This window comes from Brachyspira pilosicoli P43/6/78 (assembly GCF_000325665.1).
Taxonomy (GTDB): Bacteria; Spirochaetota; Brachyspiria; order Brachyspirales; family Brachyspiraceae; genus Brachyspira; species Brachyspira pilosicoli.
Genome location: NC_019908.1, coordinates 432,760 through 447,393, shown reverse-complemented (window position 1 = coordinate 447,393; position 14,634 = coordinate 432,760). Strand labels below are relative to the sequence as shown.

Genomic DNA, 14,634 nt, shown 5'->3' with positions numbered 1-14,634 from the left:
AATAATTTTTTAATACTCATAAATAAAAGTCACTTCTTTTTGTTAATACTAGTAATTATTTCAATAGCCTTACTATGATAATCTGTATTCTCACTCTGTTTATTTCCAGAATAAAGCTCTCTCTCACAAGAATCTATTATAGACTTTATCTCTTTTATTTTTTCTTCTTCTACTTTTCCATTTAATTCCAAATAAATATTTTTGGAGTTTGTATTTAATTTCTTTTTAATCTCTTTTTCTATATAAGAAATAACACTTTTACAATACTCTTCTCTATTTCCTTCATTATAATTTGAAATCATAATACTAATACCAGATTCTTTATTATTGTTTGAAGGAGATAAAGCTAATGTTTTAATCTTCTTAGAAAATACTATAATAAAAGAAAATATTATTAAAATAAGTATATAAATATAAACGATATTAATGTTTAACAAATTAAAAGGCTTTTCATTTTTTATATAAGTATCTTTGATATTAATAACATTAGGCTGATTATTATTATCAATAAAAGAAGAAGAGCCAATATTACCGCCCATCATATTAAAAGATATATTTTCCGCATAAACATTACTATAACTTTTAGCCTCTGGAGAAAAATAACAAAAAGCTATATTTGACAAACTAAACTCTCCGCTATTAGTAGCAACCATAACATACTGTTTTGTCTTTTTGGCCATCATTCTATCATCTTCAAACCAATTAGTTTCATATGTTTTTGGCTGATAAACAGAAAAATATTTATTGATATTTGTGTCAATACTAGGCATATTTATAATAGAAGTATTACCCTCTCCAAAAACCTCTAAACTAACAACCACCTCTTCACCTATTTTTAAATTAGTTTTATTAGCCTTAACAGTAAAATCAAACTCACCAACACCGCCTGAAAAGTTTTTGTACCCTGTATTATCAGGAAGAGGCAAAACCTTTATATTATATTCTTCTTCACCATAAAGAACTCTATCAAAAAACATATTATTCTTTTCAAAAACAAACTCAGTAGTAATAATGCTTTTTTCTCCCTCTTTCAAAGCATATAACACTTCTTTTTTTAATGGTATAACGCTCACTCTTTTACCATTAATTATCTCTGTAAAAGAATTATACTCAGAAGAATCTGTATAAGAAATAAAATCTGTTCTGTCTGCTATTTTAGATATACCAACCACATTAACAGGAATATGAGTATATGCTTTTTGTATAATATATATAGGCTCATACAAATATACTTCTGTTTTATTTATAGTGTTTTCAACATGTATATCTTCAGAATAATTCATAAATCTGTCAAAAGAATCAGAATCAGGAGCATCACTTTGCTTTTCTCTCACAGGCTCATCTACAACCTCTAAAGTAACAGTATTTGCCTTGTAAGTTGTATTATCTATTTTTACAGTGATATTATCTATTTTATACACCCCAACTCTGTTTGCAACATAAGTATAGCTATAGGTTTGAATAGATTTAAAAGTCCCACCGCTTAATGTCATATTTCTTGTTTGCGAAGTTCCTCTTAATAATAAGCCGTCTATGTTTGGTATTGTAACCTTTCCTTTTGTATTATTAATAGTTACAGATAAACTAAAAAGCTCACCGACACCTATTTTTTCATCAGAGAGTTTAGCCGTAATTGTAGTTTGAGAAAATAAGACAGAAACATTTAATAAAAATAATACAGCAACTATTACTTTACCAGTCTTTATCAATTCTTCCTCCGCCATAATATTGGTCATCATTTTCTTTATCTTTTCTATATTGTCTCAAAGAATCTAACAGTCTATCAATATCAGTTTGTGCATTTTGCTCTTCATCATTTTGGTTGTTGTTTCCATTATTGTTATCTTGATTATTCTGATTATTGTCTTGATTATTATTTTCTTGATTATCGTTATTGTTTTGATTGTTATTTTCTTGATTATCATTATTCTGATTGTTTTCATTATTGTTTTGATTATCTTGATTATTCTGATTATTATCTTGGTTATTATTTTGATTGTTATTATTATTTTCATTATTATTATTCTGATTATCTTGACTATTTTGATTAGAGTTAGCATTGTCTTGATTATCATTATTATTATTTTGAGCAGACTCTCCGCTATTTTTCTTCTGCTCTTCTAATTTCTTTTTGGCGTACTCTAAAGCACTTTTTGCATTATTATCATTAGGGTTATTAACCAAAGATTCTATTAATTCTTCTATGGCACCAGCATAATCTTCCATTTCTATTTTGCTTATACCTGCATTATAGTAAGTTGAGCTTTTTATATCTTTAGAAGTTTTTTCTGTAAAATTCTTTTTAGCCATATCAAAAGCTTGAACTGCTGACTCCATATCTCCCATAGAAGATAAAGTAGTACCCATATTATAATATATTTCAGGAGATGTAGGCAATTTGCTTAAAGCCTTCTCATACAAGCTTATAGCATTATCATAATCGCCTTTTCTTAATAATCTATTTGCCCTATCAACATCAATCTTCGCTGTAAACTCATTTAAAGAAAAAGCATAGGAGCTTGAAAATAATATTAAAAATACTAGTAATACTTTTATTCTAAACAACACAATATAAATCACCTATTTATTTAGTATCTTTAATGATACTACTTTTATTATTTTTGTAAAGAACTCTTTTTTGAGTCAATATATTTAATATGCTAGCAATTATAATTAAAATAGTTGAAGCAAACAAAAATATTTGAAATCTATCTTTATAGCTTCTATTATTCTTCATTGTAGAAACACTATCCATATTATTTTTTATATCATCAAATATTGATTTTAAAGATATATTATCAGAAATATAAGATTTACCGCCTGTAGAATCTGCTATTAATTTTAATGTTTTATCATCTCTTTTTGATATAACAGTATTTTCAGAATATCCAATATCACTTCTTATAGTAGCCCCAAGTTCAGAACCAACTCCAACAGTATAAACACTAATATCATTGTCTTTTAATTCTTTTAATATATTATCAAAATACCCCGCATGGTCTTCACCGTCTGTTATAAGTATAATAGATTTTTTTCCAGGTATATTAACATTAAAAGTATTTTTTGCAGTAACTAAAGCATCAGCAATTCTAGTACCCTGCAAAGTTACAGATTTAGTATTTAATTCATTTAATATATAAGAAAAAGTTTCCATATCTTGAGTAAAAGGCGAAGCAACAAAACTAGTTCCCGCAAACCCTACTAAAGCTACAGAAAGATTATCAGTATTCTTTACAAAATCTTCTATCTCCAATTTTGCCCTTTCTAATCTTGAAGGCCATACATCATCAGCCTCCATAGAACGAGATAAATCTAATAATATAGTTATCATATAATTATTAGTTTTTATTTTTTGCTCTATTATACCCCATTTAGGCTGCATTAATGCAAATATTGATAATGATAAAGCAAGTATTAAAAATGAAGCAGAAAATATTCTTAGTTTAGATATTCTTTTATAATTTTTATCGTTTTTAAAATTAGTGTTCTTAGTAAATACAGATAATACCCTATTCACCTTAAAACGAGAAGTAACTAAAAAAAATATTAGTACAGGTATAATTACAAAAAGAAATACAAACTTAAAATCTTCTATAAACATAATACAATAATCATATACTAATTTATTATTTAATCAATAAGAAAATCAATTATCGCTGCTGTATACAATATCTCCGTCAATTATAGTTTTTAACACTTTAATATCTTTTATTTCTTTTTTATCCACTTCAAAAATATCTCTATCTAATACAATAAAGTCAGCTAATTTATCTTCTTCTATGCTTCCTTTTAGTTTATCTTCAGAAGACAAATAAGCACTTCCCATAGTATATAAATAAACTGCCTCTTTAACAGTAAGTTTCTCTTCAGGCATCCAACCGCCCTCTGGCCAGCCATTTAAATCTTCTCTATTAACAGCACAGTGAATACCTTCCATTATATTAATTCCGCCAGCAGGACCAGCAGTACCAAAACCTATATTAATGCCCATATCCATAGCTGTCTTATAAGCATAACTTGTTTTAGCCCTCTCCTCACCAACACGCTCTTCAACTATATGCATATCATAATTTAAAAATATAGGCTGATAATATATAGCCACATTTAACTCTTTTATTCTCTCTAACAACTTCTTATCAGTTATCTGACAATGTATTAAACCATTTCTTCTATATTTGAAATCTTTAGTATCTTTAATTTTTTCAATAGAGTTTAATGCCATCTCTATAGCACCATCACCTGTAGCCTGTATAATAACAGAATAATCTAAACTATTTGCATATTTTACTAATTCATCAAGCTCTTCTTGTTTATACTGACTTACACCTCTAAAGCCTTTAGCATCATTATAATCTTCTCTAAGTAAAGCAGTCCTTGAACCTATACCGCCGTCTATGATAAGCTTTATACGTGCAACTTTAAATCTGTTATCATTAATATATTGATAGTAATAATATTGCCTAAAATCATCTATATCTTGTTTGTTAATAAACTCTGCTTGTTCGCATACTCTTATCTTTAATTTCTTTTCTCTATGAAGCTTTTGATAAGCATCTATTACCTTTCTATAATCAAAATCAGGAAGACCTCTTAAATCATCAGCCTGTACAGATGTAATACCCATCTTAAAAAACTCTTCTTGTGTGTCTAATATTATCTCTTTTAATTTATCCATCTCAAAAGATTTAATTTTTGATAATATTAAAGTCATAGATTTTGAAGATATAAGACCATTATCAAAATCTATAGTATCAGATTTCATGCTTTCTGTAATGCCGCAAACTTCAAGAGCTTTACTATTAGCAACTATCATCTCTCCGCAGCATCTTCTAAAAGCAACAGGATATTCACTAGATATTTCATCTAAATCATGTTTATTAAGCATTCTCTTCTCTTCAAAATAATCCTGATTCCATCCTCTGCCTATAAGCCAATCATCATACTTTTCAGCCTTCTTAGCAATATCAATAACCTCTTTTATAGATTTACAATTTCCTAAATCCAACATAGTGTTAAAACGAGCATAAACTACAAAATTAACATTACTATCATTAAAACCAGGTATAACTGTTTTGCCTTCTAAATCTATTATGTCAGACGCATCTTTATATTTTTTTAATACCTCTTCATTACTTCCTGCAAAAACTATAACCCCATTATCAACAGCAACTGCCTCATAAATGCTATCATTTTTATCCATAGAATATATTTTAGCATTCTTAAAAACTCTCATTATTTTTATTCCTCCAATACACCTATTTTTTATATTTTATTTTATTCTAGCATGGCCTTTATACTATCAATCTCTTCATTTATTAAAAGCCATTCATTTTCTTTTTCTTCTATTAATTTTTTTACTTCTAATAATCTCTTACTCTTATCATCATTATAATCTTTTTCAAAAAACTTTAATATATCAGTCTCTTCTTTTTTATAATCTTCTATTTCTTTCTCATATTTTTTCAACATAGATTCAGCTTTAGAAAGTCTGTTTCTAATTTTTTTTCTCTCTTCGTAATTACTATTATTTTTTTCTGCAATATTTGTTTCTTTGCTGTTATTAGCCTCTTGATATTCTAACTCTCTCTCCTCTTCTTCCAATGCCTCCAAACGTACCTTATAAACATAAGCCTCATAATCACCATTATATAGAGAAAGTTTTTTATCTTTAACTTCTATTATGGTATCAGCAAGAAGACTAGCAAAAGTTCTATCATGCGAAGTAAAAAATATAGTGCCGCCATAATCACGCAAAGAATTAGCAAGAGCCTCAACAGTTTCAAAGTCTAAATGGTTAGTAGGCTCATCTAATATAAGTACATCTGCACATTGTGTAATAGCACAAAGCAAAGATAATCTTGCCATTTCGCCTCCGCTTAACACTTTTACATCTTTATTAACATCTTCTCCAGAAAATAAAAAACTTCCCAAAAGAGTTAAAAGCTCTTGAGTTAAAAGACCTTGTTTTGCATTCTTCTTCAAATAAGAAAGCACATTATCATTTGCAGTGATATTTTTATAAGTGTCCTCTCCAAAATAAGCAAGCTTTATACCATAAGAATAATTATAGCTTCCAGATACAGGATTAAGCCTTCCTGCTATAGTTCTTAAAAAAGTAGTTTTACCCTCTCCGTTTTCTCCAAGCACGGCAACCCTGCTTCCTCTAGGTATCTCCATTCTCCTGCTTGTTGCTACAACCTTTTCACCATAGCCTACAGATAAATCATCAGATATAATAGCAAAGCCTTTTTTAGATTCAACTTCAGGCAGTCTTATTCTCACACTTTTTGCCGGGTGATTAATCTCTATAGTTTTTAATTTCTCTATTTGTTTTATACGAGATTGCACTGCTTTTGCTTTTGATGCTTTATATCTAAACCTTTCAACAAATCTCTCTAAATGTGCCTTTCTCTCTTCTACATTCTTATTATATTTTTTTATTGTATATTCTTTCTCTTCTTTATATTCAAAATAATCTTCTATATTACCTGGAAAATAAGTAAGTTTACCTTTTTCTATTTCAACAGTCTTATCGCAAGTGGTTTTTAAAAACTCCCTATCGTGAGAAACTATTAAAAAACCTCCGTTATAATCCATTAAAAAATTCTCTAAATCTATTAATGTATTTAAATCCAAAAAGTTTGAAGGCTCATCTAGTATTAAAAAGTTAGGCTCTTCAAGCATCATCTCTGCAAGTTTTACCCTCATTCTATAACCGCTGGATAAACTGCCAATATTATAATTAACTTTTATATGGTCAATTCCAAATCTGCTTGCTATCTTAGAACATTTCCAAGATTCTTTGCCGCTAACTCTTACAAGATAATCTATAACCTTCTCACTCTCATCAAAATCTCCCTGCTGACGAAGATAACCAATTCGCACATCATCAGAAAATATTACCTCTCCATCATCTGCATCTTCAATCCCCATAAGAATTTTTAAAAGAGTAGTCTTGCCTGCTCCATTTCTGCCTATCATGCCTATTTTGGATTTCTCCTCTATAAGCAAATTAACATTATCAAGCAAAATTCTGTCTATAAATCTCTTTGATATATTAACTATATTTATAATACTCTTAGCCATTTTCTTAATTTTATTTAAAAATATTTTATTAGTAATTTAGTAAACAATTCTATAACAGTTTTAAAAATTATTCAATAACATAAAAATCATCTTTTTCTTAAAATACATATATATTCTAATTTATTTACATTCCCCGCCCTATTATATTTTTTGCATCATTAAAAATCTTTACTTTAATTTTCTTAAAATGCTGAATTTTAAAAAGCATGCCCGCCCAAGTTTTAATTAGATTCTTAATATATTTTCCGCACGTTAAATAATATTTATAAATATAATCTAATTTGCATTTCAAATTAATTAATATATTTTTATTTAGCTTACCGTGCGGGTATGATTTTTTTTAAAATTTTAAAATTGCAAAAATAAAAAAAGCCCTATAGAAAATTCTATAAGGCTTTTTATTTAAAAATTATTATAATTATTTAGCAGTATAAGCAACCATAGTCATCCAAGATAATGGTTTGTTGTAGTGAGGAAGGAAGAAGAAGTCAGATAATGCAAAATCTTGAACAGTCATTTCATTAGCTATAGCAAGAGAGAATGCGTGTATAGCTTCAGCATGATTATGTTTAGAAGCAATCTGAGCACCTAATAATCTTCCAGTACCTTCTTCATAAACGATTTTTACTAATACATCTTCATAAGTAGGCATAAACTCAGGTCTTTCAGCATCTCTAAAGAAGTTAGATTTAACTTTTAAACCTTTCTTCTTAGCAGTCTCTTCAGACCAACCAGTAGAAGCCATATTATAACCAAATACACAAATAGCGTTAGAACCTTGTGTACCGCAATAATTAACTTTTTTACCTAAAATATTATTAGCAGCAACAATACCCATTCTTACAGCATTTGTAGCTAAAGCAATATATTCATGAGATTTAGAAGAACAAGAATATACACTAGAACAGTCTCCTATAGCATAAACATTCTCATCTTTAGAAGATTTCATAGTAGTATCAACTACAATAGCACCATTAGGTAAAGTCTCTAAATAATCTTTATAAAGTTCGCTATTAGGTCTGAAACCAACAGACATAACTACCATATCTACATCATAAGAACCTTTGTCAGTAACAACTTTTTTAACTCTGTCATCACCTTCAAATTTCTTAACAGTTTCACCTAAATGCAATTCTATACCAGCATCTTTAATTCTTTTTTCAGCCTCATCAGTAATCTCTTTGTCAAAATAGTTAGCCATAACTCTAGGCATAGCTTCCATTAATATAACTTCTTTACCATGATTTTTGAAAGCTTCTATAAGTTCAACACCTATATAACCAGCACCAACTACCATAACTTTTTTAACTTCTGGTTTAGCTATTTCATTAATAATATCTTGACCTTGTTGATAAAGTTTAGAGAAGAAAATACCTTTTTTAAGACCATAAGTAGTACCTTCTTGTTTTAAACCCTCAATAGGAGGAGTTACAGGCCAAGAACCAGTAGCAAGAATAAGTTTATCATAATTATCTTCAAACTCTTTACCAGTTTTTAATTCTTTAACAGTCATTTTTTTGTTAGCCCAATCTATTTTTGTTACCTCATGGCCCATATAAACTTCTATTCCTTCGCTTTTCAAACCTTCAGGACTAGCATAGAATAAACCTTTAGGATCTTTTACTACGCCGCCAACCCAAAGAGCAATACCGCAAGCTAAGAAAGATATATTATCGTTTCTATCATAAGTAACTACCTGACAATTAGGATCTGTAGCTTTTAAAGTTTTTGCAGCCCATGTGCCGGCATGGTTACAACCAATTACTATTACTTTCATAAAAATAACCCCTTTAATAATTAATTTAAATATATTATATTATAATGCTTTTATTATAATAAAAAAATTATTATTAGTCAAGTTATTGTATATAGAAAGATAAATTTCAATATCACATGTATAATAATATGAAAGAATTAAGCATATTAATATACCAATAATATAAATATTTATATTAAATTATACAATATATTTAAGTTTGACAAATATAATAATTTGAATATAATATAAAAAATGGTTTTGAGTATGAATAATATTATAGCAATATCTGGAAATATATTAAATGATAATGGCAGTAAAAAATCATTTGCAAACGATTCTTATATACAATCAGTTGTGAGAGCAAATGGAATACCTGTTATAATGCCAATAATAAAAGATAAAGACATTATAAAAAAAACGCTAGAAAATGTTTCTGGTGTTATCATGACAGGCGGGGTTGATATTCACCCATTCTATTTTAATCAAGAACCGCACCCTAAAATTGGTACTATATCAAAAGAAAGAGATGAGTTTGATTTCACGGTACTCGATTATGCATTCAAAATGAAAAAACCTATATTAGGAATATGCAGAGGAATACAGCTTATTAATGTTTATTTTGGAGGAGATTTAATTCAAGATATAGAATCTCAAACAAAAAGCAATATACTGCATTCTCAAACAGCTCCGACAGATGTTGCAACACATAAAATAAAAATAGATAAAACTTCTATTCTTTATGATTTATTAGGAGAAGAAAGCGAAGTTAATAGTTTTCATCATCAGGCAATAGGAAAAACAGCCAAAGATTTTAATATTGCTGCAAAAGCTAATGATGATATTATAGAAGCTATAGAATATAAAGATAAAAATCATTTTATATTAGCCCTTCAATGGCACCCAGAGTTAATGTCTGAAAACAATATAAAAATGCAAAATATATTTAATAAATTTGTTTTTATTTGTGGAAATAATAAATAAAATAGTATATTTTAATTATATAGTTATCATTTTTTTCGATATATGTAAATATAATACTTTTTATTTTTTGGATTTTTTATGGAAAGAAATAGATTTTTGAATATATTAATTATCTTGGCATCAATTTTATTACTATCCTGCCACAAAGAGCCTAAAAAAATATTAAATGAAATAACAGTATCAGTTGGAGGCAAACCAAATACAATAGACCCTTCAAAAACTTCTTCTATTAGCTCTATGATATATATAAATCATCTATTTGAAAACCTTACCATAAAAGATGAAAACGGAAATATAATACCAGGCTCAGCAGAAAAATGGATATCATCAAATAATAACACCATATATATTTTTTATATAAGAACAAATGCTAAATGGGCTGATGGATTTGATTTAAAAGCTGATGATTTTGTATATGCATGGAGGAGAATTGTTGATCCTAAAACACAGTCGCCTCTTGCTGTATATTTAGAGAATATAAAAAATGCTCATGAAATAATAAATGGAAATATGGATAAAGAACAATTAGGAGTAAAGGCATTAGATAATGATACTTTATATGTTGAATTGGAATACCCTGTTCCATATTTTGATGAATTAGTATGTCATAGTGCATACACTCCTTTAAGAGAAGATATAGTAAGCAAAAATGAAAATAATTGGTCTTTGAATGCTGATACTATGATTGGAAACGGAGCTTTTCAGATTGTGAGGCTAGATGATTATAGGCTTGTTATAAGAAAAAATACAGATTACTGGAATTATAAAAACATAAAGGCAGATATAATTAATTTTGAGTTTATCAATAATCCTAATGAGGCTCTAAGTTTAATAGAAAAAGATGAATTATATTTTTATAATAATATACCTATAGAAAAAAAAGATGAATTGTTTGAAAGGAATATAGCAAAAAATACAGCAAAAACTTCATTATATTTTTATGAAATAAATAATAGAGTAAATCCTCTTTCAAATGCTATGGTAAGAAAAGCAATATCATTAGCTATAGACAGAAACTTTATAATAACAAATATAGTAAAATCTGATGATATAGTAGCATCAGCTATAGTGCCTTATAATATAAAATATGATAATAAAGATTTTAGAGCAGAAGATACAAACAACTATTTTTATTCTGAAGATTATCACAAAAATATAGAATTAGCTAAAAACTTATTAGAAGAAGCAGGATACAAAAATGCAGATGATTTTCCTGTAATAGAATTATTAACAGATGATGGTCTTCATTTAGAAATAGCTAATGCAATTAAAAAAAATGCTTAAAGAAAATTTAAATATAGATACTATAGTTATTTCAAAACCATATAATGAGTTTATAAGAACAAGAAGAAGAGGTAATTTTGATATAGCAAGACGCAGTTGGGCTGGAGGCTATAATCACCCTATGTCATTTTTATCATTACTGCAAAAAGATTATATACTAAACGAAGGAAAATATTATAACCCTTTATATGATGAGAATATAAGAAATTATTTAACAACTCAAGATATACAATATTTGCATTCAGCAGAAAAGATTGCTATAGAAGATACGGCTATTATACCTATATTTTATTATAACAGCATAGTTATGCAAAACCCAAAACTTATTAATGTTACATGCGACAATTTTGGTGTATACAATTTTAAGAATGCTGAAATTATTGAAGATGCAGACAATTAATTGATAATTATATAATTTAATAATTAATTTATAGGTTTGCCTTCTACTGTTCTTAAACTGCTAATTGGCATATCATTATATTTTTTTGCTTCTTCTTCGGATAGTCTTGTCCATTTTACACTAGCACCAACTACTCCGCCTTTATCTAATGAAGCTTTTAGAGATAATGATTTTTTATCATCAGCCAAAGTAATTTTAGCATAATATGAGCTTCCTTGGTCTGTATGATATATTCTTCCAGTTTGCCACTCACCATCTTTAAACTCTACATCATAAATAAATGTAAGTCCTCTAAGGTCTTTATCTCTAAGGGCTTTATCTGGATTATGAATATCAAGAGTAGTTTTTACATCATCTTGAAAATCAATTGCATAGGCATAAAGTTTATTATTAATTACTATTATCTTAGCAACTTTCATTCTTCCTTTAGGTTTATCAGGCATAAGCCAAAAACCTTCAATATCTTTAGCATTATTTGCTCCATATACAAATGAAGAAAATAAAATAATTAATAATATAATCTTTTTCATTATTTTATCCAAACTATTAATGTTTTTTATTATCTAATAAACTTATTAAAATCTAGAGTATAAGAAATATAAGCACCTATACCAAAATAATATCCGCTTGCAAGCTGTTCAACATAAGGACTAAAATTGATAGATAAACTAGCATCACTATTAAGCACTAAATAAACACCAAGCCCAAGACGATTTAAGCCCAACATAGCCTTATTATAAAAGTCATAAGCCAAATGATATTCAAGATATATACCAGCAAGTGAAAAACCAAACAAAGAACCAGGATAAACACCAATAGCAGTTTTGAGTCTTATATAATTAACAACACCTCTAGGGTCATTAAAAAACATAGGTACTTCCAAATTGGCATACATCGTTAGAAAATCTCCAAGCCCTATTAAATAGTGTATCTGAGGATTTAATCCGAATTTCTGCTTTGAAGAACCAGGAAATAATACCTCAACTGCCCCTATAAATCCATTAAAAAATTGAAATCTAGGCATTATAGAAAATTGAGGCTCTCCTTCAACACCAACACCCACTTCTGGAATATAAGTAAGAGGAAGCACTCTTGCAAATATATCAAAATTCTTTAGTATACCAAAATTAAGCATAATAGGACTTGATAAAGTATATTTTTTATTTCCTATTCTCATATTATCTAAGTACAAAGTACCGCCCAAACGAAGTGCACCTGTCATTCCAGTGTACATATTATATGGAAATGAATATGCTAAAGAAGATATTAGTATAAAGAGTATAACAATTTTTTTCATAAACACTCTTAAATAAATATATTATTTTCTTATAAAATATAATACATTCTATAAAAAATATCAATAAAAAATATACAAAAAAAGCCAAATAAGAATTACTTCTTAAATGGCTTTTTTATATATTAAAGATTATTTATTTATTTTATATTAACAGCATTTCTTGATAAGAAGTTTTTTCTATCATTAGCATATTTTGTTTTTGAAGTATTAGGGTATTCACTTAAATATTGATTATATGTTAAATAAGCTTTATTAAAATCTCTTACATTGTTGTTGCCTGTTTCATAAATCTCTGCAAGAAGAAGCATTGCATCTGCTCTTTTAGAGAATTTCTCTTTTGAAGCTAATGATTTCTCTAACATATTTAATCCGTCAGAAATTTTACCTATTTGCTTCAAACTGTCAGCAATTTCATATACAGCATTTCCATAAGAATAAGTATTAGGATATTTAGCTATAACATCATTAAAATATTTCATAGCTTCTTGATTATTATTTTCAACTTTTCTCACAACACCCATTGAATATAAAGCAGCTGCCTTTTGATTGTTGTTAGCAGTTTTTAATTCAGAAGCTTTTTTATATGTATCAAAAGCATTAGTATAATCTTTTTTCAAATTATAAATATCGCCTACTCTAAAATAACTATAAACTGCATATTTTGAATCTGGATATTGAGAGATCACATTATTATAAGAGCTTATAGCATTATCATAATCTTTCATATTTTTAAGTTCTTCTGCTGATTTAAATAATAAAGCAACTTCAGAATTATCTTCTGCTTGTGTTGTTTTAGTTACTGTTTGTTGCTGTTGTGTAGTATTATTAGCAGCATTTGTTGCTGTTGCATTTGTAGCTGCTGTATTATTTGTTGTGTTTGTATCAGTTGTATTTGTAACTGTTTCGTTTGTATCCATTATCATATCGTTTGTAGTAGGTGCTTCATTAGTAGTCTCAGCATCAAACATTGTAGAATTAGTATCTGTTATAGCATCTCCGTTAGTTACATTGATTGTATATATATATCTTTTTATTATATTTTCTTCTGTATCTACTTGGAAATTAAGTTTTGCTATACCTGGTGTTAATGTAGTGAAAGTAAGAAAGGCATTAGTTTTATCTCTAGTAAATCTTACAAAATCTAAATTTGTAGAATAGCTTGTAATACGAATATATCTGTCAAAATTAGTAGCATTCAATTTAATAGAAAATAAAGTATTAGCCGCCAAATCTATTGATTTAAGTAAATCTTTCTCTAAAGGCTCTCCCTTAGCAGAGACAGGCATTTCATTAGTTACCACTTTATCATCTGGCTGTACTGTGATTGTTTCTTGAGCAAATAATAGCCCTGTGAACATAATACAAGAAAATACACATGCAAATATCTTTAAACGCATATTTTTCTTCCTCCTAAAAGTTATTATTTATTTTTTCGGCTTTCCACATAATTCCTTGAGCGTTCTAATTCCTCAAAACTCAAATTATTTTTTGTTGAAAGCATCTCCCCTTCTATAATCTTTTTATCATCATTTTTTATAATATCATTCGAAATCATAGCATTTTCTTCTTCTGGCGTTAAAGGAACTATATCAGGCTTTTTATTTACTCCTATAATAACACCTATTAATATAATAAATACAAACCAAGAAGATAATATTATAATAAATAACTTCCTTTTCTCTGCATAAAAATACTTTATTTTATCAATAATTTTTTTAAGCATTAGTTTATCCAAATAAATATTATGTTAATTAAAATTATAAAATGAAAAAGAAATTTTGCAATCATAATTTTTTATTAATCATAACTTTTATATATAATTACTAT

At 27.6% G+C, this 14,634-nt stretch carries 13 protein-coding genes; 3 read left to right on the top strand and 10 right to left on the bottom strand.

The window, feature by feature from the left end:
• Positions 1–29: 29 nt before the first annotated feature.
• The 6 genes from BPP43_RS01960 to BPP43_RS01935 all read right to left on the bottom strand — a co-directional run bounded on the left by BPP43_RS01960 (position 30) and on the right by BPP43_RS01935 (position 8,863).
• The gene (locus BPP43_RS01960; protein WP_015274004.1) at positions 30–1,709 is read right to left on the bottom strand and encodes a BatD family protein; all 1,680 of its coding nucleotides are present in this window, start codon (positions 1,707–1,709) and stop codon (positions 30–32) included.
• Positions 1,693–2,568: a tetratricopeptide repeat protein gene (locus tag BPP43_RS01955; RefSeq protein ID WP_015274003.1), complete on the bottom strand. Its 876-nt coding sequence runs from the start codon at positions 2,566–2,568 to the stop codon at positions 1,693–1,695. The genes BPP43_RS01960 and BPP43_RS01955 overlap by 17 nt, the downstream gene beginning before the upstream one ends.
• Before the next feature lie 16 nt (positions 2,569–2,584).
• Positions 2,585–3,601, bottom strand: coding sequence for a vWA domain-containing protein (locus BPP43_RS01950; protein WP_015274002.1), 1,017 nt, complete (start codon positions 3,599–3,601; stop codon positions 2,585–2,587).
• Between the two features lie 45 nt (positions 3,602–3,646).
• Positions 3,647–5,233, bottom strand: coding sequence for an amidohydrolase (locus tag BPP43_RS01945; protein WP_015274001.1), 1,587 nt, complete (start codon positions 5,231–5,233; stop codon positions 3,647–3,649).
• Between the two features lie 41 nt (positions 5,234–5,274).
• On the bottom strand, positions 5,275–7,086 hold the full coding sequence (locus tag BPP43_RS01940; protein WP_015274000.1) for an ABC-F family ATP-binding cassette domain-containing protein: 1,812 nt from the start codon (positions 7,084–7,086) through the stop codon (positions 5,275–5,277).
• Positions 7,087–7,504: 418 nt separating this feature from the next.
• The gene (locus BPP43_RS01935; protein WP_013243161.1) at positions 7,505–8,863 is read right to left on the bottom strand and encodes an FAD-dependent oxidoreductase; all 1,359 of its coding nucleotides are present in this window, start codon (positions 8,861–8,863) and stop codon (positions 7,505–7,507) included.
• Positions 8,864–9,109: 246 nt separating this feature from the next.
• On the opposite strand from BPP43_RS01935, the gene BPP43_RS01930 reads away from it, so the two are divergent.
• The 3 genes from BPP43_RS01930 to BPP43_RS12735 all read left to right on the top strand — a co-directional run bounded on the left by BPP43_RS01930 (position 9,110) and on the right by BPP43_RS12735 (position 11,510).
• Positions 9,110–9,826 carry a gamma-glutamyl-gamma-aminobutyrate hydrolase family protein gene (locus BPP43_RS01930; RefSeq protein WP_015273999.1) on the top strand — a complete coding sequence of 239 codons (717 nt, stop codon included), beginning with the start codon at positions 9,110–9,112 and terminating at the stop codon, positions 9,824–9,826.
• Between the two features lie 78 nt (positions 9,827–9,904).
• Positions 9,905–11,110 (top strand): peptide ABC transporter substrate-binding protein, encoded by a 1,206-nt coding sequence (locus tag BPP43_RS01925; protein WP_252832365.1) that lies wholly within the window; start codon positions 9,905–9,907, stop codon positions 11,108–11,110.
• The gene (locus BPP43_RS12735; protein WP_252832364.1) at positions 11,103–11,510 is read left to right on the top strand and encodes a periplasmic substrate-binding domain-containing protein; all 408 of its coding nucleotides are present in this window, start codon (positions 11,103–11,105) and stop codon (positions 11,508–11,510) included. The genes BPP43_RS01925 and BPP43_RS12735 overlap by 8 nt, the downstream gene beginning before the upstream one ends.
• Before the next feature lie 23 nt (positions 11,511–11,533).
• Here BPP43_RS12735 and BPP43_RS01920 read toward each other — a convergent pair whose 3' ends face one another.
• From BPP43_RS01920 to BPP43_RS01905, 4 genes are all read right to left on the bottom strand, one after another.
• Positions 11,534–12,040, bottom strand: coding sequence for a DUF2147 domain-containing protein (locus BPP43_RS01920; RefSeq protein ID WP_015273998.1), 507 nt, complete (start codon positions 12,038–12,040; stop codon positions 11,534–11,536).
• 29 nt (positions 12,041–12,069) lie between these two features.
• On the bottom strand, positions 12,070–12,807 hold the full coding sequence (locus tag BPP43_RS01915; protein ID WP_014932957.1) for a hypothetical protein: 738 nt from the start codon (positions 12,805–12,807) through the stop codon (positions 12,070–12,072).
• Positions 12,808–12,944: 137 nt separating this feature from the next.
• Positions 12,945–14,204, bottom strand: a complete 1,260-nt coding sequence (locus BPP43_RS01910) for a tetratricopeptide repeat protein (RefSeq protein ID WP_015273997.1) — start codon at positions 14,202–14,204, stop codon at positions 12,945–12,947.
• 23 nt (positions 14,205–14,227) lie between these two features.
• A complete protein-coding gene (locus BPP43_RS01905) occupies positions 14,228–14,530 on the bottom strand; it encodes a hypothetical protein (RefSeq protein ID WP_013243167.1) in 303 nt (100 codons plus the stop codon).
• Positions 14,531–14,634: the final 104 nt, after the last annotated feature.

Excerpts from the sequence above, each read along its gene's own strand:
- BPP43_RS01930 (WP_015273999.1), top strand. The coding sequence starts at position 9,110 with ATGAATAATATTATAGCAATATCTGGAAATATATTAAATGATAATGGC.
- BPP43_RS01910 (WP_015273997.1), bottom strand. The coding sequence starts at position 14,204 with ATGCGTTTAAAGATATTTGCATGTGTATTTTCTTGTATTATGTTCACA.
- BPP43_RS01940 (WP_015274000.1), bottom strand. The coding sequence starts at position 7,086 with ATGGCTAAGAGTATTATAAATATAGTTAATATATCAAAGAGATTTATA.
- BPP43_RS01935 (WP_013243161.1), bottom strand. The coding sequence starts at position 8,863 with ATGAAAGTAATAGTAATTGGTTGTAACCATGCCGGCACATGGGCTGCA.
- BPP43_RS01945 (WP_015274001.1), bottom strand. The coding sequence starts at position 5,233 with ATGAGAGTTTTTAAGAATGCTAAAATATATTCTATGGATAAAAATGAT.
- BPP43_RS01905 (WP_013243167.1), bottom strand. The coding sequence starts at position 14,530 with ATGCTTAAAAAAATTATTGATAAAATAAAGTATTTTTATGCAGAGAAA.
- BPP43_RS12735 (WP_252832364.1), top strand. The coding sequence starts at position 11,103 with ATGCTTAAAGAAAATTTAAATATAGATACTATAGTTATTTCAAAACCA.
- BPP43_RS01915 (WP_014932957.1), bottom strand. The coding sequence starts at position 12,807 with ATGAAAAAAATTGTTATACTCTTTATACTAATATCTTCTTTAGCATAT.
- BPP43_RS01920 (WP_015273998.1), bottom strand. The coding sequence starts at position 12,040 with ATGAAAAAGATTATATTATTAATTATTTTATTTTCTTCATTTGTATAT.
- BPP43_RS01925 (WP_252832365.1), top strand. The coding sequence starts at position 9,905 with ATGGAAAGAAATAGATTTTTGAATATATTAATTATCTTGGCATCAATT.
- BPP43_RS01950 (WP_015274002.1), bottom strand. The coding sequence starts at position 3,601 with ATGTTTATAGAAGATTTTAAGTTTGTATTTCTTTTTGTAATTATACCT.